Annotated in this window: 18 protein-coding genes; 11 read left to right on the top strand and 7 right to left on the bottom strand. The window is 68.3% G+C overall.

The annotated features are described in order from the left end of the window. Positions 1–16: 16 nt before the first annotated feature. On the bottom strand, positions 17–2797 hold the full coding sequence (locus IPF36_RS12540) for a hypothetical protein (RefSeq protein WP_135703436.1): 2781 nt from the start codon (positions 2795–2797) through the stop codon (positions 17–19). 178 nt (positions 2798–2975) lie between these two features. On the opposite strand from IPF36_RS12540, the gene IPF36_RS12535 reads away from it, so the two are divergent. The 6 genes from IPF36_RS12535 to IPF36_RS12510 all read left to right on the top strand — a co-directional run bounded on the left by IPF36_RS12535 (position 2976) and on the right by IPF36_RS12510 (position 9789). Beyond that, positions 2976–3689, top strand: a complete 714-nt coding sequence (locus IPF36_RS12535) for an IclR family transcriptional regulator (RefSeq protein ID WP_135703435.1) — start codon at positions 2976–2978, stop codon at positions 3687–3689. 80 nt (positions 3690–3769) lie between these two features. Next, complete coding sequence (locus IPF36_RS12530; RefSeq protein ID WP_135703434.1) at positions 3770–5377, top strand: OPT/YSL family transporter; 1608 nt, start codon at positions 3770–3772, stop codon at positions 5375–5377. Positions 5378–5442: 65 nt separating this feature from the next. Further along, on the top strand, positions 5443–6627 hold the full coding sequence (locus tag IPF36_RS12525) for an aminotransferase class V-fold PLP-dependent enzyme (RefSeq protein ID WP_135703433.1): 1185 nt from the start codon (positions 5443–5445) through the stop codon (positions 6625–6627). A gap of 30 nt (positions 6628–6657) precedes the next feature. After that, complete coding sequence (pepE, locus tag IPF36_RS12520) at positions 6658–7413, top strand: dipeptidase PepE (protein ID WP_135703432.1); 756 nt, start codon at positions 6658–6660, stop codon at positions 7411–7413. A gap of 199 nt (positions 7414–7612) precedes the next feature. After that, entirely contained in the window at positions 7613–8773 is a 1161-nt protein-coding gene (locus tag IPF36_RS12515; RefSeq protein WP_195428067.1) for a porin, read from the top strand. A gap of 59 nt (positions 8774–8832) precedes the next feature. Next, positions 8833–9789, top strand: a complete 957-nt coding sequence (locus IPF36_RS12510) for a DUF1177 domain-containing protein (protein ID WP_133097066.1) — start codon at positions 8833–8835, stop codon at positions 9787–9789. 10 nt (positions 9790–9799) lie between these two features. Here the strand turns inward: IPF36_RS12510 and IPF36_RS12505 are convergent, their stop codons facing one another. Further along, positions 9800–10780, bottom strand: a complete 981-nt coding sequence (locus IPF36_RS12505; protein ID WP_135703430.1) for a DedA family protein/thiosulfate sulfurtransferase GlpE — start codon at positions 10778–10780, stop codon at positions 9800–9802. Between the two features lie 354 nt (positions 10781–11134). Between IPF36_RS12505 and kdgD the strand changes: the two genes are divergently transcribed. Continuing rightward, entirely contained in the window at positions 11135–12049 is a 915-nt protein-coding gene (kdgD, locus tag IPF36_RS12500; RefSeq protein ID WP_195428066.1) for a 5-dehydro-4-deoxyglucarate dehydratase, read from the top strand. Positions 12050–12158: 109 nt separating this feature from the next. Beyond that, entirely contained in the window at positions 12159–13685 is a 1527-nt protein-coding gene (locus IPF36_RS12495; protein ID WP_195428065.1) for an aldehyde dehydrogenase (NADP(+)), read from the top strand. 156 nt (positions 13686–13841) lie between these two features. On the opposite strand, the gene IPF36_RS12490 is transcribed toward IPF36_RS12495, so the two are convergent. The 3 genes from IPF36_RS12490 to gudD form a co-directional block, all read right to left on the bottom strand. After that, positions 13842–14843: a tripartite tricarboxylate transporter substrate binding protein gene (locus IPF36_RS12490; protein WP_133097070.1), complete on the bottom strand. Its 1002-nt coding sequence runs from the start codon at positions 14841–14843 to the stop codon at positions 13842–13844. A 104-nt stretch (positions 14844–14947) separates the two neighbouring features. Further along, positions 14948–15973 carry a tripartite tricarboxylate transporter substrate binding protein gene (locus tag IPF36_RS12485; protein ID WP_195428064.1) on the bottom strand — a complete coding sequence of 342 codons (1026 nt, stop codon included), beginning with the start codon at positions 15971–15973 and terminating at the stop codon, positions 14948–14950. Positions 15974–16019: 46 nt separating this feature from the next. Then, positions 16020–17393 carry a glucarate dehydratase gene (gene gudD, locus IPF36_RS12480; RefSeq protein ID WP_255519751.1) on the bottom strand — a complete coding sequence of 458 codons (1374 nt, stop codon included), beginning with the start codon at positions 17391–17393 and terminating at the stop codon, positions 16020–16022. 112 nt (positions 17394–17505) lie between these two features. On the opposite strand from gudD, the gene IPF36_RS12475 reads away from it, so the two are divergent. Next, positions 17506–18309, top strand: coding sequence for a FadR/GntR family transcriptional regulator (locus IPF36_RS12475; protein WP_240745756.1), 804 nt, complete (start codon positions 17506–17508; stop codon positions 18307–18309). 85 nt (positions 18310–18394) lie between these two features. Here IPF36_RS12475 and IPF36_RS12470 read toward each other — a convergent pair whose 3' ends face one another. Then, positions 18395–19024 (bottom strand): response regulator transcription factor, encoded by a 630-nt coding sequence (locus tag IPF36_RS12470; RefSeq protein WP_133097072.1) that lies wholly within the window; start codon positions 19022–19024, stop codon positions 18395–18397. 256 nt (positions 19025–19280) lie between these two features. Between IPF36_RS12470 and fusA the strand changes: the two genes are divergently transcribed. After that, positions 19281–21389: an elongation factor G gene (gene fusA, locus IPF36_RS12465; RefSeq protein ID WP_135703426.1), complete on the top strand. Its 2109-nt coding sequence runs from the start codon at positions 19281–19283 to the stop codon at positions 21387–21389. A gap of 78 nt (positions 21390–21467) precedes the next feature. Here fusA and IPF36_RS12460 read toward each other — a convergent pair whose 3' ends face one another. Beyond that, positions 21468–22487 (bottom strand): DUF1338 domain-containing protein, encoded by a 1020-nt coding sequence (locus IPF36_RS12460; RefSeq protein WP_135703425.1) that lies wholly within the window; start codon positions 22485–22487, stop codon positions 21468–21470. Positions 22488–22674: 187 nt separating this feature from the next. Here IPF36_RS12460 and IPF36_RS12455 point away from each other — a divergent pair, with 187 nt between their 5' ends. Beyond that, entirely contained in the window at positions 22675–23622 is a 948-nt protein-coding gene (locus tag IPF36_RS12455; protein ID WP_195428063.1) for a LysR substrate-binding domain-containing protein, read from the top strand. The last annotated feature ends 89 nt before the right edge of the window (positions 23623–23711 follow it).

Here is a 23711-nt window from a genome sequence, read left to right as displayed (position 1 = left end):
CGTTCAGTCGGCTCGATCACGCAAGCAGCGCCTTTCCCACTTCGCCGCCCAGCACCCGCTTGCCGATCGCATGGCCCAGCGCCCGATAGCTTTCCCATTGGGCTTCATCGAAGAACTGGTCGCTGGTGCTTTCCTGCGGGAAGGCCGGGTGCGTGGCGCCATAGTGCCGCACATCGGCCGGCGCCCATGACACCAGCCGCGGCTTGAGCAGCACGATGCGGCAGACCTGCGCGCGCGGCGCCGCGCACGCCGGATCGGTGCGGTACACGTTGAGCAGCACCGCGCATTTGTCGGCGGCAGGGTCGCTGCCCGTCACACCAGGCATGAAATCGTCCGGCACGCCGAAGACGCGGCTCAGCACGGGATGCGTGGCGGCCTCGGTATCGACCACGATCTCCAGGCCATGGTCGATGCGCGCGAGCCGGATCAGGTTGGCGAGGTCGCCGAAGCGATAGTCCGGATCGCCGCCACAATCGCACAGCACGATCAGCGCGACGTCCCGACCCGGACGCAGCAGCTCGTAGACACCGGTGTTGTCGAAATGGCCGCCGTCCGACAGGTATTGCCAGCCGCGCCGCGTGCCATGGAAGCGGGCGCTCAGCTCGCACCCGAGGTAGTACTGCGTGCGGAACATGCCGGCGGCCAGCCACGGATGCGTGGCGCGTTCGGGATGGCGCCACCGCTCGCCCTCGGCTCCGCCCTGGCGCGCATACCTGGCCGGGTACGAGGGCCACCACGTGCCCAGCCGCAGGTTGGCCAGGCCCAGCAGCAGCGAGGTCCCGAGCGTGGTGGCCCGGCCCAGTCCCGTTGACACCACCGCCCCCGAGATGGCGATCCAGTCGCCCACCGTGAGCGATTGCGACAGCTTGCCCGATGCGGGCCATGACGCATCCGGGCAGCACTGCCGGCCGTCGATGGTGAAGCGCGCATAGGCATCCGGCGCGATGGTGGCCGCGGCGCCCGGCTGGGCCACGCTGGCGCCGGGCGCCAGGCACAACGGCTTGCCTTTGCGGTCGCGCTGGACCAGTTGCTCGGCCGGATCGACGGTCAGGTTCAGCGTCACGTTGATCAGGTGCAGCGGCGCCAGCACGCGCGGATCGTAATAGGCGTTGAGGCCGAGCTGGTCGCCGGGCACGGGCTCCGCCACGCTGAAGCGCGCGCGCCGGCGGCGGTCCGCCACCGGATCGGGATCGGGCGCGGCAAAGCGCTCGCCGTTGGACGCGCCAAGGTAGGCGCGCGTGAGGCGCGCCGCATAGAAGGGCTGCAGCGTGGACAGGTTGAGGAACCCGGTAAAGCGGCCGGCGACCAGCGCCAGCACCAGCGCCACGACAGTCAGCATTGCCAGCGCCGGCCCGGTGTAGGCCGTGCCGTACACCAGCCAGTCGACCGGCTCGCGGCCATCCCAGCGCACCCACAGCACCAGCCACGACCACAGCACGAACAGCAGCAGCGCCAGCACCGCCGCGGCCGCGCCGGCCAGCAACGAGACCGGCAAGCGCGCCCACAGTGCGCGCCAGGCGGTGTCGGCGCTGCCCTTGCGGCCTGCGTCGAGCCAGCGCGCGCCGTAGCGCACCAGCCAGACCAGCACGCCAAGCACGCCCGCGGGCAGCGCCGCGCCCCACGGATGATGAGCGGCATGGGCATACAGGTAGGCGGTTCGCGCGACCGTATCGGCCACGCCCAATGCCGCCAGCCACAGCGTCAGCGTGACCGCAGTGCGCAGCGCACGCGTGGCGCGTACGCGATAGCCGGACACGGTGCGCGGCTCGCCCTGCAGCATCACCAGGCAGCTCAGCACGCCCAGCCACGTCAGCACACCCAGCGCGGCAAAGAGCTGCGCCGGAACGTGGTTGGCACCGAGCCATTCCGACCAGTGCGCGGCCGCCAGCAACAGCAGGCCGAGCAGCGTCGCCACCAGCGGTGCTGGGCTGAGAAAGCGCGCCGGCGCCTGCGGATCGTTGGCGCGCGCGTAGACCAGCCAGTATGCCAGGCCGGGCGGCACCGCGCCGATCACCACCGTAACCAGCGGCAGCCACAGCCAGGGGCTCCACCAGATCGCGCACTCGCCCTGGTTGAAGGCCTGCCGCGCATCGTGCAGCAGGTCCATCTCATAGCGCCCGAACCCGTACCACGCTCCCGCGGCGCCATGCAGCAGCAGCGCGAGCAGGGCCAGCAACGCCAGCAGCGCGCTGCCGATCACGTAGTGCATGGCCAGCCAGTTGCGCACCACCAGGGCGGCGGCATAGAGGTTGTCGCCCGCGCCCGTGGGCGACAGGTAGCGACCGTTCTCGCGCAGCCACGCGAGCGCGCCGCGGCCGGGATCGGCGGCATAGGAGACCGAGGTGTGGATGCGCCCGGGCGGCTCGCATTGCAGCGTGTGGTAAGCGTCGGCCGCGGCCTGGACCGGGCCGGTGCCGCGGCGCAGGCGGCCCGGCACGAACAGGCTGACGAAGAAGGCCCCGAGGTAGCCGCCGCCGCTGACGGTGGACAAGTAGTCGAACTGGGCCAGCAGCGAGGCCATCCCGGGCACGGCCTGCGCCGCGGCGGCGGTGTTCGCCGCGGGCGTCGGAGGAGCCTCGGTGTTCGCGGCGGTGGCAAGCGTGCGCGCCGGCATGTCGGTGCCGGCCATCGCCTGCACCACGCCCAGGCAGAACGTGGCGCTGCGGATGCCGCCGCCGGACAGCGCCAGCGCCCAGTTGCGCTGGCGCTCCTGCGTGCGCAGCGCGATGCCGAGCTGGCGGCGCCGATGCGCGATGCGGGCCGCTTCGTCGCCGAAACCGTGGTCTTCCGCAGCCATGGGCGCCTCCCGTAGCAGTCGCTCTGCGCCAAGTATAGGCAACGGCGCATGGTCGATATTCGCCCAGCCACCGGCGGAGATTGCGCGTTAACCCTGATTGTTGCGCGTCTGGGCGCGGCCTAGCATTTCTCTGTATCAGAGACGTTGTCTCTATAATAGAGACAAAAAGCAGTCAGTCATGCTCAAGACCCTGGACGGCGCGCTCGCGCTCCTCACCCATTTCACCGCTCGCCAGCCCAGCTGGGGCGTGCGCGAACTGGCGCGCGAAAGCGGCGTGCACCACGCCGTCGTGCATCGCGTACTCGCCACGTTTGCCGCCAATGGCTTCCTGACGCAGGACAGCGTCGGCCGCTATGGGCTGGGCTTGCGCTGGTTCGAACTGGGTCAAGTGATGCGCAAGGCGTTTTCGCCGGCGGCAGTGGTCCAGCCCGCGCTGGAGGCGCTGGCGCAGGAAAGTGGCGAAACGGTTTTCCTGTCGTGGCTGGACGGTCACGAAGGCCTGTGCACGGACATCGCCCAGAGCCAGCACCAGCTGCGCTTTTCGATCGAGGTGGGCCAGCGCTTCGCGCTGGACGCCGGCGCGCATGCCAAAGCGATCCTCGCATTCCAGCCGGAAGCGTTCCGGCGGCAGGTCATCGGCGACGCGCCGGAACTGGCCGCGCAACTGGCCCAGGTCCGCGCCGACGGCTTTGCCTATACCTGCGAGGAATCCGCGGCCACGGTGGCGGGGCTGGCATTGCCGCTGCACCACCGCGACACCCAGGCGGTGGTGGGATCCCTCGCCATCGCCGGCCCGCTGCAGCGGCTGACGCGCGAGGCCGTGCCGCGGCTGCTGGAAGCGCTGCGCGCGGCGCGAAAGACGATCGGCCCGGTGGCGGGCTTCATGCGATAGCGGGTCAGGATTGCCGGCCCACGCAAACGCGCGCACACGACACACAAAACCAGACAACACTACGGGGAGCGGTGGAAGACATGACCATGCCAACACAACTGAACGCGCCAATGGCGGCGCAGCCCGCGACACGGTCGCGCTTTATGGAGCCTTTGCTGCTGCTGGTATCGGTGGCGCTGTCGGTATTCGGCGCCATGATCGGCATGCAGCTGATCGTGTCGCTGGGGATCTCGGCCAATACCTCGATCATCGGCGCGCTGATCGCGATCGTGTTTTCGCGCATCCCGCTGGAGATCACGCGGCGCTTCCGCGTGCTGGAGCGGCAGAACCTGGTCCAGACCGCGATCTCGTCGGCCACCTTCGGCGCCGCCAACTCGCTGATGATCCCGATCGGCGTGCCGTATGCGATGGGCATGCCCGAGCTGGCCACGCCGATGCTGATCGGCGCGGTGATCGCCATGTTCGTCGACGGGGCCATGCTGTACTTCCTGTTCGGCAGCAAGGTCTTCCCCGCCACCGGCACCTGGCCGGCGGGTATCGCCACTGCCGAGGCGATCTGGGCCGGCGACCGCGGCGGCCGCAAGGCGGCGTTCCTGGGCCTGGGCATTGCCGTGGGCGTGGGCGGCGCGTGGCTGGGCGTGCCGATGTCGGCCTTCGGCGCGGCGTTCCTGGGCAACCTGGCGGCGCTGACCATGTTCGGCATCGGCCTGCTGGTGCGCGGCTATTCGGTGGCCGTGACGGGCATCGATATCGCCAAGGCCTATATCCCGCATGGGCTGATGATCGGCGCGGGCATCGTCGCGCTGTTCCAGGTCGCCATGGAAATCCGCCGTGCACGCAACGCGCCGGCCGCCGACGCGCGCACCATCGAAGTCCCGGCCTCGCGCGCCAGCCGCATCCTGTCGGGCGGCTTCCTCATCTACCTGGCGATCGCGTTGCTGATCTCGCTGCTGGCCGGGAATGTATCCGACATGTCGCTCGGCATGCTGGTCGTGTTCGTGCTGTACGCCGCCTTTGCCGCCTATGTGCACGAGCTGATCGTCGGCATCGCGGCGATGCACTCGGGCTGGTTCCCGGCCTTCGCGGTGGCGCTGATCACGCTGACCATCGGCATCCTGATCGGCTTCCCGCCAACGGCGCTGGCGGTGCTGGTGGGCTTCTCGGCCGCCACCGGGCCGGCCTTTGCCGACATGGGCTACGACCTCAAGACCGGCTACCTGCTGCGCGGCGAGGGCCGCGACATGGAGGCCGAAATCGCGGGCCGCAAGCAGCAGTTCCTGGCGGCGATGGTCGGCTTCGGCGTGGCCGCCGTGGTGGTGATCGTGTTCCACGGCACCTTCTTCTCGCAGGGCCTGATCCCGCCGGTGGACCGTGTCTATGCGGCATCGATCAAGGCCGGCTCCTCGGCGGAGATCGCGCGCAACCTGGTGATCTGGGCGATCCCCGGCGCGCTGTTGCAGTGGCTCGGCGGTTCCAAGCGCCAGCTCGGCATCCTCCTTTCCACCGGCATGCTGATCGCCTCGCCGCTGGCCGGCTGGGCAGTGCTGGCGGGCCTGCTGATCCGCTTCGTGGTGCAGCGCCTGCGCGGCGACAAGCATCTGGCCGAGATGAGCGCCTTTGCCGGCGGCGTGATCGCCGGCGATGCCCTCTTCAGCTTCTTCGGCTCCGTCACCAAGCTGAAGAAGTAAGCCCTGCGGCAAGCCATCCCGGGGCGCGCGCGCCGCGCCCCGCCTGTCATTACCCGAGACGTTCCATGGATATCCAAGCAATCCGCGCCGACACTCCGCTGACGGCTTCCACCATCTATCTCGACACGGCCGCGGCCTCGATTCCGCCCGACGCCGTGCTCGACACCGTGCGCAGCTACCTGCTCGATACCGGCCATGTTGGCATCTACCTGCCGGCGTTCCGCAAGGAGACCTATGCCCGCGTGGAAGCCGTGCGCGGCATGCTGGCCGGATTGCTCAACTGCTCGGCCGACGAGATCGCCTTCACCAAGAACGCCACCGAAAGCATTTCCATCGCCGCGCGCGGCATCGCGTGGCAAGCGGGCGATGAAGTGCTGGTGGCCGACACCGAAATGCTGAGCAACCTGCTGCCGTGGCGGCGGCTGGAGCAATCGCACGGCGTTGTAGTGAAGACGGTGCCGGCCAATGCCGAGGGCCTGCTGAGCGCGCAGGCATTCGAGGCCGCGATCACGCCGCGCACGCGCCTGCTGACCTTCTCGCACCTGCCCAATTCCACCGGCGCCGTGCAGCCCGCCGCGCAGATCTGCGCGGTCGCGCGCAAGCATGGCGTGCTGTCGCTCGTCAATGCCGCGCAAAGCGTGGGCATGCTGCGTTCCGATGTGGCGCAGCTGGACTGCGACTTCCTCGCCGGCTGCGGGCGCAAGGCGCTGCGCGCGACTGAGGGCTCGGGCTTCCTGTATGTGCGCCGCGCGCTGATCGGGCAGGTCGAGCCGATGCTGGTGGGCTGGTGGAACGGCGCGTGCGACCGCAACACCGGCGCGCTGTCGCTGGTGGCGGGCGCGAAGCGTTTCGAGGCCGGCTGCCCGATCGTGCCGGCAATCCTCGGCATGGGCACCGCCATCGACTATGCCACCGCGATCGGCATCGACGCCATCGAGGCGCGCGTGCGCGACCTGACTGAGTACGCGGTGGCGAAGTTCGCCGCGATCCCGGGCTTCGAGCTGTACGGTCCCACCGACGTGACCCAGCGCATCGGCATCGTGCCGTTCAACGTGCGCGGCGTCGACCCCGCGCGCATCGTGGCCGCGCTGGAAGCGCAGCAATGCATCATCGAAGCGGGCAACTTCATGGCCGATTCGATCCTGGCGCGCTACGGCGTGCCGACCATGGCGCGCGTGTCGCTGCACTACTTCAACACGCACGAAGAGATCGACCGCGTCGCCGCACTGATCCGCGCCGCCATCGCCTGAACGCATCACCGAAAAAACGGATACCAAGACATGACCCAACGCATCCTCCTGATGAGCAGCTCGCGCAAGGACAACCTCGGCTACCTGGAGCACGCCGGCGAGCAGATCCACACGCTGCTGCAGCGCGAGCCGCGCAAGGTGCTGTTCGTGCCGTTCGCGGGCGTGACCTTCAGCTTCGATACCTATGAAGGCATGGTCAAGCCGGTGTTCGAGAAGCTCGGCTATGCGCTCGAGTCGATCCACCACAGCGCCAATCCGCTGCGCGCGGTGCAGGAAGCCAAAGCCATCGCCGTGGGCGGCGGCAATACCTTCGCGCTGCTCAAGCGCATGTACGACGCCGGCATCGTCGACGCGATCCGCGCCAGGGTGCGCGCGGGCACGCCGTACGTCGGCTGGAGCGCCGGCAGCAACGTGGCCTGCCCGACCATCCGCACCACTAACGACATGCCGATCGTGCAGCCGCCCTCGCTGCGCGCGCTGGGCCTGGTGCCGTTCCAGGTCAACCCGCACTTCATCAGCGGCAAGCCCGCGGGCCACAACGGCGAAAGCCGGGAAGAGCGCCTGGCCGAGTTCCTGCACATCAATGCGCCCGAACAGGTGTTCGCGCTGCCGGAAGGTTCGGCGCTGTACTCGGACGGCACCCACGGCACCGTGCTAGGCGAGCGCAATGCGCTGTGGTTCCCGGCTGAAGGCAGGGTCGAGGCCATTCGTGAGGGCGAGCCTTTTCCGCTGTCGCAGATCACCGGGCCTGCCGGGATGGAGGAATGGCGGGGCTTTTCGGCCTGAGTGATGCGTTAAACGCCGAAGCACAGACTGTTGCCTCCCCTCTCCCGCAAGCTGGAGAGGGGAGCAAACCAGCGGGACGAATGCGTGACTAGCGACTAGCCAACCCCGGTCACAACAAACACACAAACAAAACCCTGCCCCGCGGGCCGCGCTGCGCCGCCCGCGCGGCCCCCTTTTTGCCATCTGGAGGAGAAACACAATGAGCCAAACCCTTCGCCACGCCGCCCGGCTGACCTTGCCACTGATGCTGGGCCTGCCCACCGCCGCGATGTCGCAGTCCGGCGTGACGCTGTACGGCGTCATCGATACCGCGCTGACGTACCAGACCCATTCCAACCCCGCCGGCGATGCGCAGGTCGGCCTGCAGCAAGGCGGCGAAGGCTTCCTGTCCGGGAGCCGCTTTGGCCTGAAGGGCGTCGAGGACCTGGGCGGCGGGGTAAAGGCCGGCTTCGTGCTGGAGAACGGGTTCCTGGCCGACACCGGCAAGTTCGACCAGCAGGGCCAGCTATTCGGCCGCCAGGCGTACGTGAAGATCGGCAACCAGTGGGGCGAGCTGGCGCTGGGCCGGCAATACACCACGGCCAACACCATGCTGTACTACGTCGATCCGCTCGGCGTGGGCGCGGCACCGTCGAACTCATGGATGGTGTATCTGACCGGGCAGCGGTACGACAACGCCGTCAGCTACACCGGCAATTTCGGCCCGGTGTCGCTGATCGCCGAATACGCGCTGGGCGAGACCGCGGGCAACACCCGCGCCACCTCGTCCACGTCGTTCGGCCTGAAGTACGCGGCCGGCCCGATCACCGCGATCGGCGACTTCCAGCAGACCCGCGACAGCCAGAGCCGTACCGCAAACATCTACCTGGCGGGCCTGAAAGTCGCGATCGGCCGCGCCAGCCTGTTCGCCAACTACCTCCACAGCGACCGCGAGGCGGGCTTCGACTCGTCCAAGGGCGGCACCGACACGGCCACCATCACCAGCATGTCGACCGCGGCCACGCCGACCAACCGCGCGGCGATCAACTCGGTGTTCGGCAGCAGCCGCCACGACGACTTCTTCACGCTGGGCGCGAGCTATGCCGTGACCGGCAACGTAACGCTGACCGGCAGCGTGATGCACAACCGCACCCGCGCCGACAGCTTCAGCGGCAACCGCACCACCGCGTATGCCGTGGCCGACTACGCCTTCAGCAAGCGCACCGACACCTACGTGGCGCTGGCCTATGACCGCGTCCACGGCGACTGGTCGGGCCTGTTCGGCAACAACACCACCAGCTGGACCGGCGGCAGCGGCACGCCGCTGGACGGGCGCGACAGCCAGACCACCGTGATGGTCGGCCTGCGCCACCAGTTCTAACGATTCAACCGACGCCGGGCCCGCGCCACGCGGACCCGGCACCTCATCTGGAGAAAGCCATGGCCCTGCAGCAGACGCTGGTCATTCACGAAGCCCTGGACAGCCCGCACGCCAACGGTGCGGTCGTCAGCGAACTGTTCGCGCCCTACGCCGGCGCCGGCGTGACCTTGCAAGTCACCACCGTCAACAACGCGCCCCCCGAGAACACGGCCAACACCACCGACTTCATCACCATCGTGATCCCCGGCAGCGCCGGCAAGCGTGGCCGCGGCAAGGCGCCGACGCTGGGCGTGATCGGCCGCAACGGCGCCATCGGCGCGCGTCCGGAACTGGTTGGCCTGGTGTCCGATGCGGACGGCCCGATCGGCTGCCTGGCGGTGGCGCTGAAGCTCGCGCAGATGAAGGCGCGCGGCGACCACCTGCAAGGCGACGTGATCGTGACCACGCACCTGTCGACCGATGTCTCGATGGTGCCGCACGACCCGGTGCCGTTCATGGGCATGCCGGTGTCCTCCGACACCATGAACGACTACCAGGTGCTGCCGGAAATGGATGCGATCCTGTCGATCGACGCGTCCAAGGGCAACAGCATCATCAAGCATCGCGGCTTTGCCATCTCGCCGACGGCGATGCAGGGCTATATCCTGCGCGTGGCGCCGGACCTGGTGGCTACGATGGAATCGACCACCGGCTGCCCGGCAGTGACCTTCCCGATCTCGCTGCAGGACATCACGCCGTACCACAACGGCCTGTATCACTTCAACAGCATCATGCAGCCGCACGTCGCCACGGCGGCGCCGGTGGTGGGCGTGGCAGTGACCGCGCAGTCGGTGGTGTCAGGCAGCGCCACCTCGGCCAACCACGAGATCGACATCGCCGAGGCGGTGCGCTTCTGCGTGGAGGTGGCCAAGCGCTTCGGCATCGGCAAGTGCCAGTTCTTCAATGCCGCCGAGTGGGAGAAGATCCGCGCGATCTATCCGGACCTGTCGGTATTCCAGACCGCCGGCAAGCGCTGAGGCTTGCGCTTCAGCGTGCCGCCACCTTGCCCGGATCGGGATGCGTGACGGCGGGCGGCACGGTCTCGCCGTGCCGCCGCTTCCATTCGTCGAAGCCCCCGGCGAGCGCCCAGGTCCTTGGGTAGCCGGCAACGCGCAGGCGTTCGGCCAGCAGTGCCGCGGACATCTCGTGCGGGCAGGCGCAATAGACCACGATGTCGGCCTCGGCAGGCGGCACGCCCAGCGCGTCGAGACTGTCGAGCGCACCCTGCATGTCGAGCACCATCGAGCCGGGGATGCGCTCCATCGGCATGTCGCCATGGGCGCGCACATCGATCACGACGGGCAGCGTGCCGGCCAGGCGGCGCGATTCCAGTTCATCCACGCTCATGCGCGGCACGCGCCTGGTGATGCGCAGCAGCCGGAAGCGGCGCCACGAGCGCCACGCCAGGAACACCAGGAACGCCGCCACCACCGCCACCACGGCCATATGCCCGTAGGTGCTGAAGCCCTCCAGGATGGTATCGATAAAGTCGCTGAACACCACGCCGATCAGCAGGCCGCTGCCGGCCCACACCAGGGCACCGATCGCGTCATAGAACAGGAACACGGGCAGCGGCGTGCCGGTCATGCCGGCCATCGCGGTGGACAGCGCGCCGGCACCGGGAAGCAGCTTCGCGACCACCAGCGAGCGCGGCCCCACGCGCAGGTACAGCGACTGGGTCTGGCGGATGCAGGAATCGGGCGAGATCGATACCTTGCAGATGGTGCGCAGCATCGGCTGCCCCAGCCGGCGGCCGGCGAAGTACCAGCCGGTATCGGCGATCAGGCAGGCGACAATCACCGCGGCCAGCACCGCGCCGATCGACGGACCGGTTTCCTGCATGCCGAGCGCGCCGGCGACGAACAGCATCGGGTACGCCGGCACCGGCAGTCCCGCCTGTTCAACCAGCACGTTCAGGAATACCAGCATCAGCCCGTGGTCTTCCAGCAAGGCTTGTAACTCTCCCACCGTCTTTTCCCCCGTTGGTTCAGGTTGCCAGTGTGCCAGCCGGAGGCAACCGATGCACGGGGCGGCTTTGCATGGGAGCATCAAAATTACTGATTTGCCGTCACTTACGTTGTCCTACAACATTGAGAGGGCACGCCGGCTCATGCCGGTGCCGCAGACGTCTCAATGCCGGTGCCATCCATGGATCTATGCGGGCTGCCGGCACATCCGTCCCGGTAAACCCGCGAATGCCCTCCAGCCCTATTGCCTTTGTATGATCGTTGTCGTACGATGACTGATAACTCGGATGTCCCGCCAACTGGCAGGTCGCCGCCGTCACCACCCTGGGCCGCCGGCCCGATCAGGATTTCGCAAATGCTCGCACCCAACGAACTCAAGCAGATCGTCTCTGAAGGCCTGCTCTCCTTCCCCATTACCGACTTCGACGTCAAGGGCGACTTCAACGCGAAGTCCTATGCCGCCCGCCTGGAATGGCTGGCCCCGTACGGCGCCACCGCGCTGTTCGCCGCCGGCGGCACCGGCGAGTTCTTCTCGCTGACACCGGCCGACTACACCGCCGTGGTCGACACCGCGGTCAAGACCTGCGCCGGCAAGGTGCCCATCCTGGCCGGCGCCGGCGGCCCGACCCGCACCGCCATCGCCTATGCGCAGGAAGCCCAGCGCCTTGGCGCCGCCGGCGTGCTGCTGCTGCCGCACTACCTGACCGAAGCCAGCCAGGACGGTGTCGCCGCCCACGTGGAAGAGGTCTGCAAGTCGGTCGGCATCGGCGTGATCGTCTACAACCGCGCCAACTCCAAACTGAACGCCGAGCAGCTGTCCCGCCTGGCCGACCGTTGCCCCAACCTGATCGGTTTCAAGGATGGCGTGGGCGACATCGAGTCCATGGTCAGCATCCGCCGCAAGCTGGGCGACCGCTTCTCGTACCTGGGCGGCCTGCCCACGGCCGAGGTCTACGCCGCCGCCTACAAGGCGCTGGGCGTGCCGGTGTACTCGTCGGCGGTGTTCAACTTCATCCCGAAGACCGCGATGGACTTCTACCGCGCCATCGCCGCGGACGATCAAGAGACCGTAGGCAGCCTGATCGACAACTTCTTCCTGCCGTACCTGGCCATCCGCAACCGCAAGGCTGGCTACGCCGTGAGCATCGTCAAGGCCGGCGCCCGCATCGTCGGCCGCGACGGCGGCCCGGTGCGCGCGCCGCTGACCGACCTGACCGGCGAAGAGATGGAAATGCTGGGCACGCTGATCAACAAGCTCGGCCCGCAGTAATCCGATCCGTCCTTGCCATATGCATCGCGACAAGCCGGCCGCGGGGCACCTTGCCCTCCGGCCGGCTTGTCCTCTTCTGCCACACTCAAACGTTGACAAGGAACCTCCCATGCAAATCACCGGCGACATGCTGATCGGCGCGCAAGCCGTGCGCGGCACCGAATCGACGCTGCAGGCCATCAACCCGGCCACGGGCGAGACCCTGGGCCCTGACTTCCACGGCGGCGGCCAGGCCGACGTCGAGCGCGCCTGCGCGCTGGCCGAAGCGGCCTTCGATACCTATCGCAATACCTCGTCCGAGCAGCGCGCGGGCTTCCTGGACGCGATCGCCGCCGGCATCGAGGCGCTGGGCGACACGCTGATCGAGCGCGCGCACCAGGAAAGCGGCCTGCCAATCGCGCGCCTGCAGGGCGAGCGCGGCCGCACCGCAGGCCAGTTGCGCCTGTTCGCGACCGTGCTGCGCGAAGGCCGCTGGCAGGAGGCCACCTTCGACGCCGCGCTGCCCGAGCGCACCCCGCCGCGCCCCGACCTGCGCATGCAGCGCATCGCCATCGGCCCGGTGGCGATGTTCGGCGCGAGCAACTTCCCGCTGGCCTTCTCCGTTGCGGGCGGCGACACCGCCTCGGCGCTGGCAGCCGGCTGCCCGGTGGTGGTCAAGGCGCATTCGGCGCACCTGGGCACGTCCGAACTGGTCGGCCGCGTGATCCAGAAAGCCGTGCAGGACGCCGGCCTGCCCGAAGGCGTGTTCGCGCTGCTGGTGGGCGCGGGCAATGTCGTCGGCACGGCGCTGGTGTCGCACCCCGCGATCCAGGCGGTCGGCTTCACCGGTTCGCGTTCGGGCGGCATGGCGCTGATGCAGGCGGCCAACGCGCGTCCGCAGCCGATTCCCGTGTATGCCGAGATGAGCAGCATCAATCCGGTGTTCCTGCTGCCCGCCGCACTGCAGGCGCGCGGCGCCGAGATCGGCCGCCAGTTGGTCGATTCGCTGGTGCTGGGCGTCGGGCAATTCTGCACCAACCCCGGCCTGGTGATCGGCATCGAAGGCCCGGCGCTGGACCAGTTCCGTGCCGCCGCGCTCGACGCGCTGGGCGGCAAGCCGGCGGCGACCATGCTGACGCCCGGCATCCATGCCGCCTATGAAAAGGGCGTGGCGCAGCTGTCGTCGCTGGATGGGCTGCAGCGTATCGGCGACGGCGTCGCCGCCACGGGTGTCAACCAGGCCCGTCCGGTGATGTTCGAGACCACCGCCGCGCAGTTCCTGGCCGATCACCGCATGCAGGCCGAAGTGTTCGGCCCGTCGACCGTGCTGGTAGTGTGCCGCGACCTGGAAGAGGTGCTGGCGCTGGCCAACCAGCTCGAAGGCCAGCTCACCGCCACGATGCAGCTCGACGACGCCGACCTCGACGCCGCGCGCCAGCTGCTGCCGGTGCTGGAGCGCAAGGCCGGGCGCGTGCTGTGCAATGGCTATCCGACCGGCGTGGAAGTTGCTCACGCCATGGTGCATGGCGGGCCCTTCCCGGCCACGTCTGACGTGCGTTCGACCTCGGTCGGCGCCACGGCGATCGACCGTTTCCTGCGCCCGGTGTGCTACCAGAACCTGCCGCAGGGATTGCTGCCGGCGGCACTGCGGGGATAAGCGCAACACTTGCAATGATGAGCCCCGCGCCTTGTGCGGGGCTTTTTGTTTTAATAAGCCAGCGCAAAAGAAAAGAAAGCGACCCGCGTTCGTCACGCGGGCCGCCTGTCGTTTATCGCGTCGAAGCGCCCTGCCGGGGCGGCCGATCCCTGCCGGTCAAGCCTCCAGCTTGATCCCCGCCTGCTTCACCACCCCCGCCCAGCGCGCCTGCTCGGCCACGAAGAACTTGCCGGTTTCCGCCGGCGTCATCGTCACCACTTCGGCACCCTGCTGGACCAGTTGCGAACGCAGTTCCGGCGCGCGGATGATCTTGATCAGCTCGGCGTTCAGGCGCGTCACCAGCGCATCCGGCATGCTGGCCGGCGCCATCACGCCCTGCCACGTGCCCGACTCGAAGTTGGGCACGCCCTGCTCGGCAATGGTCGGCACGTTCTGCAGCAGCGGCATGCGCGTGCGCTTGGACTGGGCGATCAGCTTGAGCTTGCCCGACTGCACATGCGGCAGCGTGGCCAGCATGCCGTTCATCAGCACCTGCGCGCTGCCGCCCACGGTGTCCGCAATCGCCTGCGAGCCGCCCTTGTACGGCACGTATTGCCACTTGGCGCCGGTGGCCTGCTCCACCGCTACGCCGGCCAGGTGCGGCGCGCTGCCGATCGCCGTCACGGCGAAGTTGAGCTGGCTGCGCTTGGACAGTTCGACCAGTTCCTTCAGGTTGCTGACCTGCACTGACGGATGCACCACCAGCAGGTGCGGCGAGTACGCCAGCATCGTCACCGGCTTGAGGTCCTTGGCGATGTTGAAGCTGAGCTTGGTATAAACCGACGGGCTGATCGCCAGCGCGCCGATATCGCACAGCATCAGCGTATGGTTGTCGGTGGCCTGCGCAACCATGGCCGCTCCGACGTTGCCGTTGGCGCCCGGCTTGTTGTCGACCACCACGGACTGGCCCAGCGCTTCGCCCAGTTGCTTGCTGATCAGCCGCGCGATGATGTCGGACGAACCGCCGGCGGTGTACGGCACCACCAGGCGGATCGGGCGCGTCGGCCAGGCCTGCTGCGCGGCGTGCGCGCCTGTGGCGAGGCCGGCCAGCGGGCCGGCGGCGATGCCCGCGGCCAGCGCTGAAGTCTGCTTGAGGAAAATGCGGCGTCCCTGGGTCATGCTATGTCTCCATTGTTGTTGCAGGTGCGCCGGCGCGGCACGGTGGTCGTGCGGCGGCCGGCGCTGTCGGTGTGTTGGTCAGGTGCGGTCGATGCTTGTTGCGCTCAGTCGAGCACGATGCGGCCCTTCTCGATCACGGTCTTCCAGCGCTGCAGTTCCTGCGCTTCAAACTGGCTGAATTGCTCGGGCGTATTCGCCACCACCTCGAAGCCGCTCTCCGACAGCTTCTGGCGCATCTTCGGATCGTTCAGCGCGCCGACCAGCGCACCGTGCAGGCGCGTCTTCACGTCGGCGGGCAGCCCGCGCGGCGCGGCGACGCCCTGCCAGGAATAGACCTCGACTTCCTTGACCCCGGCTTCGGCCATGGTCGGCACGTTGGGCAGCACGGCCGGGCGCTTGTCCGCCGTCACCGCCAGCGCCTTGAGCTTGCCGGTGCGGATGTGCTGCAGCACCGCGTTGATGTTCTGGAACGATACGTCCACCTGGCCGGCGAGCAGGTCGGAGATGGCGGGCGCGCCGCCCTTGTACGGCACATGCAGGCCGTCGGTGCCGGTCTTCTGCCAGAACAGCGCCGCGGTCAGGTGGTCGGACGACCCCGCGCCGGACGAGGCAAAGCTGACCTTGCCCGGGTTCTTCTTCATGTGCGCCACCAGTTCCTGCACGTTATTCGCCGGGAACTGCGGATTGACCACCAGCACGTTAGGCGCGCGCACCGCCACCGTCAGCAGGTCGAAGTCCTTGACCGGGTCGTAGCCCAGGTTCTTCTGCAGGAACGGGTTGACGGCAAAGACGCCGATCGACGCCACCAGCATGGTGTAGCCGTCCGCCGGCGCGCGCTTGACGAAGGTCGCACCGATGGCGCCGGTCGCCCCGGGCTTGTTGTCGACCACGAACGGCTGGCCCAGCTTCTCGTTGAGCGGCGCCGTCAGCATGCGCGCGATGGTGTCGGTGGAACCGCCCGCGGGGAACGGCACCACCACCGAAACAGGGCGTTGCGGCCAGTCTTGCGCGGCCCGGGCGTTGCCGGCCGCCAGCGCGGCCAGCGCCGCGACCGTCAGCACCGAGCCGACGGCAACCATGCGCAGCCAGTCTTGCAGGCGCAGGGCACCCGTGCGTTGGAAGGGATACATCGTTGTCTCCTGCTCTGTCTTGTCGATACCGGACTGCCGTGCCGGCTCAGCGCACCATGCAGGGCGCCTTGTTGTTGAACTGCCAGCCGGGGATCAGGAACTGCATGGCGATGGCGTCGTCGCGCGCGCCCAGGCCCTTGCTCTGGTACAGCGCGTGGGCGCGGCCCAGCGCGTCCATGTCGAGCTCCACCCCCAGGCCCGGCGTTTTCGGCACCTGCACCAGGCCGTTCTCGATCTTCAGCGGCGCCTTGGTCAGGTTCTCGCCGTCCTGCCAGATCCAGTGCGTGTCGATGGCGGTGACCCGGCCCGGCGCGGCGGCGGCCACATGGGTGAACATCGCCAGCGAGATATCGAAGTGGTTGTTCGAGTGCGAGCCCCAGGTCAGGCCCCATTCGGCGCACATCTGCGCCACGCGCACCGAACCCTGCATGGTCCAGAAGTGCGGGTCGGCCAGCGGGATGTCGACCGACTGCAGGCGCACCGCGTGGCCCATCTGGCGCCAGTCGGTGGCGATCATGTTGGTCGCCGTGGGCAGGCCGGTGGCGGTACGGAACTCGGCCATCACTTCGCGGCCGGAATAGCCGTCCTCGGCGCCGCACGGGTCTTCGGCGTAGGCCAGCACGCCGCGCTTGTCACGGCACAGGCGTACGGCCTCGGCCAGCGACCAGGCGCCGTTGGGGTCGAGCGTGATGCGGGCCTTGGGGAAGCGTTCGGCCAGCGCCAGGATCGCCTGCATTTCTTCTTCGCCGCGCAGCACGCCGCCCTTGAGCTTGAAGTCGTTGAAGCCGTAGCGTTCGTACGCGGCCTCGGCCAGCCGGACCACCGCCTCGGGCGTCATCGCCACGTCATTGCGCAGGCGGAACCAGGCGTTATCGGCATCGGCTTCGGTGCGGTAGTCCAGCGTGGTGCGCTGGCGGTCGCCGATATAGAACAGGTAGCCGAGCATCTCGACGGCGTCGCGCTGCTGGCCTTCGCCGAGCAGTGCCGCCACCGGCACCTCCAGGTGCTGGCCGAGCAGGTCGAGCAGCGCCGATTCCAGCGCGGTGACGGCGTGGATGGTGATGCGCAGGTCGAAGGTCTGCAGGCCGCGGCCGCCGGCGTCGCGGCTGGCGAAGGTGGCGCGCACGCGGTTCAGGATGGCCTGGTACTGCCCGATGGGCTGCCCGACCAGCAGCGGACGCGCGTCTTCCAGCGTCTGGCGGATGCCTTCGCCGCCCGGCACCTCGCCCACGCCGGTGTGGCCGGCGCTGTCGCGCAGGATCACGATATTGCGCGTGAAGTACGGGCCATGGGCACCCGACAGGTTCATCAGCATACTGTCGTGCCCGGCCACGGGCACCACGGTGAGTTCGGTCACCACGGGGGTCTGGCCGGCACCGGCGTGCATGGCGGGGGCGGCGGAAGTGGCGGGATGGGTCATTCGGGTCTGGTCTCCGGCATTGCTATGTTATCTGTCATCGTATGACTGATAACCCAGTATAATGAGGCCATCTCGAACCGGTCAAGTCCGGGAAACCCCGCCCGTATCCGCCATGCCTACCGCACGCAACCCTGCCCTGCCCGACCCGCTTGCCGCTGCCCCCGCCGCCGGTGCGCCCAACGCCGCCGCGGCCGTGCCGTTGCGCCGCCGCGGCCGCACCCTGGCCGAAGAAGTGGTGCAGGCGCTCTCCGAAGAGATCCGCCAGGGCCAGCTCAAGCCCGGCGACAAGCTGCCGACCGAATCGGAAATCATGGCGACACAGGGCGTAAGCCGCACCGTGGTGCGCGAGGCCTTGTCGCGGCTGCAGGCCAGCGGCCTGGTGGAAACCCGCCACGGCATCGGCACCTTCGTGCTGGCGCGCGCGGCGGAGGCACCGTCGCCCTTCCGCATCGGGCCGGATACGCTGGGAACCGCGATCGACGTGATGGCGATGCTGGAATTCCGCGTCAGCCTGGAGGCCGAGGCGGCCGGACTGGCCGCCGCGCGCCGCAGCGACGCGCAGCTGGCCGCCATGCGCCAGGCGCTAGACGACCTCAAGCGCAATACCGGCGCCGGCAACGACGCGGTGGACAGCGATTTTGCTTTCCACCTGGCCATCGCCCGCGCCACCGGCAACCGCTACTTCACCGACATCATGGACCACCTGGGCACCATGCTGATCCCGCGCAGCCGGCTGCGGGTCAATACGCCGGAGCGCGAGCAGTACCTGGAGCGGGTCCAGTTCGAGCACGAGAACATTTACGATGCGATCGAACGCCGCGACCCCGACGCGGCCAAGGCGGCGATGCGCATGCACCTGACCAACAGCCGCGAGCGGCTGCGCAAGGCCTCGGGCTCCGGCGGCGCGCAGGCCTGACGCCCGGGACGCCCGGGACGCCCTGCCGGGCGTTTCCAGGCGCCGTCAGTCATACGATGTCTGAACAATAGCTGACGACTGGCGCCTACAAGGCGAGGTGGCAGCGGCGCGCGAAGTCGACCAGTTCCACCAGCGACGACACCTGCAGCTTGGCCATGATGCGCGCCTTGTAGCTGCTGACGGTCTTGTTGCTGATGAACAGGCTGGCGCTGATGGCCTTGTACGACATGCCGCGCGCCAGCATCTGCAGCACCACCAGTTCCTTGTCGGAAAGCCGGCGCAGCATCTCGTCGTCGGCGGAAACCGCGTGGCGCGAGCCGCCGTCCCGCCCCATCGCGGGGAACACGGTATAGCCGGCCAGCACCGACTCGACCGCGCGCAGGATTTCCTTCAGGTCCTGCGTCTTGCTGACAAACCCCTGCGCGCCAGCCTGCCACGCGCGGCTGACGAACACCGCCGGGTCGAGCGCCGTCACCACCAGCAGGCGCACCTGCGGATGGATCGCCCGCAGGCGCGGCGCCACGTCAAGGCCGCTGGAACGCGGAATGTCGAGATCGAGCAGCACGAGGTCGGGCATGCGCGCGCGCACCAGCTCGAGCGCGCTTTGCCCGTTGTCGGCCTCGAGCACTTCATCGACGCCGAGCAGCTGCAGCAGATGGGTCTTGAGAATCAGCCGCATCGCCGGGTGGTCGTCAACGATCAGGATGGTGGTCATGCGTCGGTTCGCGTGAATGGGTATGTCGGGGCATCGGCCGGCGTGATGCAGGGCCAGTATAGGGAGGCAAGGCGGCGCGCAGGATGGGAGGATTCCGCAAGGTAATGCAGCTCGCCCCTAGGCTCGCCTCAGACGCCGAGCACCGGGTTATGCAGGGCCATGCGCCGCTCGCGCGCGTTCCCCTGCGTGCTGCAGGGACAACGGCAAAGGTCCAGTGGTGCTACTCTATTCCGGAGGTGTTACCCAGGAGAACACTGTGTCCCGCAAGACCCCCATCGAGCGCTACCGCAACATCGGCATCAGCGCGCATATCGACGCAGGCAAGACCACGACGACCGAACGCATCCTGTTCTACACGGGCGTCAACCACAAGCTGGGCGAAGTGCACGATGGCGCTGCCACCATGGACTGGATGGAACAGGAGCAGGAGCGCGGCATCACCATCACGTCGGCTGCCACCACCGCCTTCTGGAAAGGCATGGCCGGCAATTACCCCGAACACCGTATCAACATCATCGATACGCCGGGACACGTCGACTTCACCATTGAAGTCGAGCGCTCGATGCGCGTGCTCGACGGCGCCTGCATGGTCTACGACGCGGTCGGCGGCGTACAGCCGCAATCCGAGACGGTCTGGCGCCAGGCCAACAAGTACGCTGTGCCCCGCATCGCCTTTGTCAACAAGATGGACCGCGTCGGCGCGGACTTCTTCCGCGTGCATGCGCAGATCGCCGACCGCCTCAAGGGGCGCGCCGTGCCGATCCAGATCCCGCTCGGCGCCGAAGACCATTTCCTGGGCGTGATCGACCTGGTCAAGATGAAGGCCATCGTCTGGGACGATGCCAGCCAGGGCGTGCGCTTCGAGTACCAGGAGATCCCGGCCGAGCTGCTGCAGACCGCGCAGGCCTGGCGCGACAAAATGGTAGAAGCCGCCGCCGAGGCCGACGAGGCCCTGCTCGAGCGCTACCTGTCGGGTGAGGCGCTGACCGAAGAGCAGATCAAGCGTGGCCTGCGCAAGCGCACCATCGCCAACGAGATCGTGCCGATGCTGTGCGGCAGTGCCTTCAAGAACAAGGGCGTGCAGAGCATGCTCGACGCGGTGATCGACTACCTGCCTTCGCCCGCCGACGTGCCCGCCATCCTCGGCCACACCGAGGACGACCGCCAGGCCGAGCGCCATCCGAGCGATGACGAGCCGTTCTCGGCGCTGGCGTTCAAGATCATGACCGATCCCTTCGTCGGCCAGTTGATCTTTTTCCGCGTGTATTCGGGCGTGGTCAATTCCGGCGACACCGTCTACAACCCGCTCAAGTCCAAGCGCGAGCGGCTCGGCCGCATCCTGCAGATGCATGCCAACGTGCGCCAGGAGATCAAGGAAGTGCGCGCCGGCGACATCGCCGCGGCGGTCGGGCTGAAGGAGGCGACCACCGGCGATACGCTGTGCGACCCGGACAAGGTCATCATCCTGGAGCGCATGAGCTTCCCCGAACCCGTGATCTCGCAGGCGGTGGAGCCCAGGACCAAGGCCGACCAGGAAAAGATGGGCATTGCGCTGAACCGCCTGGCGCAGGAGGACCCGTCGTTCCGCGTGAACACCGACGAGGAATCCGGCCAGACCATCATCTCGGGCATGGGCGAGCTGCACCTGGAAATCCTGGTCGAGCGCATGCGCCGCGAATTCAACGTGGAAGCGTCGGTGGGCAAGCCGCAGGTGGCCTACCGCGAGACCATCCGCCAGCCGGTCAAGGACGTGGAGGGCAAGTTCATCAAGCAGTCCGGCGGCCGCGGCCAGTACGGCCACGTGGTGCTGAACCTCGAGCCGATGCCGCACGGCGCCGGGTACGAATTCGTCGATGCGATCAAGGGCGGCGTGGTGCCGCGCGAATTTATCCCGGCGGTGGACAAGGGTATCCGCGAGACCCTGCAGTCGGGCGTGCTGGCGGGCTACCCGGTAGTAGACATCAAGGCCACGCTGGTGTTCGGCTCGTACCACGATGTGGACTCGAACGAGAATGCCTTCCGCATGGCGGGCTCGATGGCGTTCAAGGAAGGCATGCGGCGGGCCCGCCCGGCGCTGCTGGAGCCGATGATGGCGGTCGAGGTGGAAACGCCGGAGGAATTCACCGGCAACGTGATGGGCGACCTCTCGTCACGCCGCGGCATGGTGCACGGCATGGAAGACATCGCCGGTGGCGGCGGCAAGATCGTGCGCGCCGAAGTGCCGCTGGCGACGATGTTCGGCTACTCGACCACGCTGCGCTCGCTGACGCAGGGTCGCGCGACGTTCACCATGGAGTTCAAGCACTATGCCGAGGCGCCGGCCAACGTTGCCGAAGCGGTGATTTCGGCGAAGAAGCTCGGCTAGCGATGGTTCGCTCCCTCTCCCGCAAGCGGGAGAGGGAGCACGCAACCTGCGGAGTCGACGGCTATCCCCAACTCGCGCTCAGCACGCCGCCGCGGTCATCCTGAAAATCCCCTGCGCATTGCCCGCATCAAAGCCGAGGTCATAACGCTGCGGCGCAGCTTCGGCCTCGGCAAAGCGCTCGCGCGTGATGAACTCGTAGAACGATCCCGGCACCTCGCGCTCCACGGCCTCGCCCTGTGCACCGACGAACGTGCGGCGCACGGTATCGGCACGGAACGCCGTCTGCCTGACGCGCCCGCTGCCCGACACTTCCACCTTGTCCTTCATCGGCCGGCCCAGCTGCTTCTGCTGCTCGGCCAGCGCAAACACGTCGTCGACGCGGTCCGTGGCGTGGTTGAAGGCATTGCCTTCGGTGGCGATCCACGCCATTTCGGCCGATTCGCGCAGCAGCGCTTCGTAGTCGGCCAGCCGTGGTGCAGCGTGCTGGCGCTCGAAGCAAGGCACCAGCAAGCCGACCAGTTCAGCGCCGTCGGCCACTGCCAGCGCGCCGTCGCGCTCCAGTTGCCACAGCAGCGTCTGCGCGCGCGGCGTCAGCGGATCGGCGGAGCTGCCGGTCACGCGGCTGACTGCGGCGCGGAAGTCTTCGCTGAAGCGCTCCGGATGGAATTCGCTGACGAAGAACTGGGCAATGTCCTCGGATGCATCGGCGTGGGCGTACGAGCGCCCGGTCATGCCGATGCGGTCAAGCGGATAGGTGCCGTTGAGCACGTAGCCCAACGGCCGCAGGATGCGGGTAAAGGCGGCCTCGCCTTCGGGCAGCGCGCCGTTGTCGCGCCACTTGACCGTGCGCAGCGCGCCGTGGTCGAAGGTGACCTTGCCGCCTGCGGCGGCGACGTCATCGGTGTAGGCGCGGCCGGTCGGCACGCGTTCCAGGATGCCGCCGAACAGCACCATGTTCAGCGCCTGGGCGATCTCGGCCCGGGTAGCACCTTGCGGGTCCTGGGGCAGGCTGGCCGGCAGCGTGACCAGCGACATCAGTTGCGCGGCGCGGGTGGCACCGACGTTGGCGGTGAGGAGCGTGGAGATATTGGATGACATGGGCGCTTGGAAGTGGGCTGGACCGGCTTTCACCCCGGCGGGCAATATGGCAACGATCCGCGGGGCAGGATAGTGGCCCGCGCCGCCCGGGCACAAGCGCGCATTGCGCACAACGTTGTGCGCGCGGCGCACGACCTCCGGTGCCTCGCCGCTGTTTATACTGTCGCACTCCCTTCCTCGCCGTCCCATGAGAAACGACATCCCCAACCTGGGCGCGCTGCAGGCCTTCGAAGCCTCGGCACGGCTGGGCAGCTTTACCCGCGCCGCAGCCGAGCTGGCGCTGACGCACAGCGCGGTGGGGCGGCAGGTGGCGCAGCTCGAGCAACGCCTGGGCGTGGCGCTGTTCACGCGCGTGCGGCGGCGCCTGGAACTGACCGAGACCGGGCGCGAATACGCCGCGCGCATCCGCCGGCACCTGGACCACCTGCAGCGCGACACGCTGGAAATCAGCACCGGCCGCGCCATGGGCTTCACGCTGGAGCTGGCGGTGGTGCCCACCTTCGCCACGCAGTGGCTGATCCCGCGGCTGCCCGACTTTGCGCGGCGCCATCCCAACGTCACCGTCAACCTGTCGGCGCGCTCGCAGCCGTTTTCGTTCCAGGAGTGCGCTTACGACGCGGCGATCTATTTCGGCGACCAGTTCTGGCCCGGCACGCGCGGCGGCGTGATCTTCCGCGAAGGCGGCATGGTGCCGGTGTGCAGCCCGGCCTTCCTTGCCGACCATGCCGTCACCGATGCCGCCAGCCTGGCACGCTGCCGCCACCTGCACCTGAGCACGCGCGCCAACGCCTGGCGCGACTGGTACGCGGCGCAGGGCTGGGACTTCAGCCTGGCCGCCTCGCGCGGGCCGCGCTATGAGCTGTTCACGATGATGACGGCCGCCGCCGCCGCGGGGCTCGGCATCGGCCTGGCGCCGCGGCTGCTGATCGAGCGCGAGCTGCAGACCGGGCAGCTGGTGATGCCGCTGGCCGGCATGCTGGACCAGGACCAGGACCAGGACCAGGACCACGACCAGGACCAGGGCTACTATTTCGCCTACCCCGAGGGCCGGCCGGAATCGGAGGCACTGGCGGCCTTCCGCGGCTGGATCCTGGGCCTGTCGCGCGACATGCCGGCCGCCCCTGCAGAAGGCTGACGCGATTCGCCAGTGCAGCGCCAGACACGGCACCTTTCCTGGGTGCCCGCATCGACCAGGAAAACCAGCGCCTGTCGTCGGCCGGCAGA

Source organism: Cupriavidus sp. IK-TO18, assembly GCF_015549295.1.
Lineage (GTDB): Bacteria > Pseudomonadota > Gammaproteobacteria > Burkholderiales > Burkholderiaceae > Cupriavidus > Cupriavidus oxalaticus_A.
This window is presented reverse-complemented; position numbering and strand designations above follow the sequence as displayed.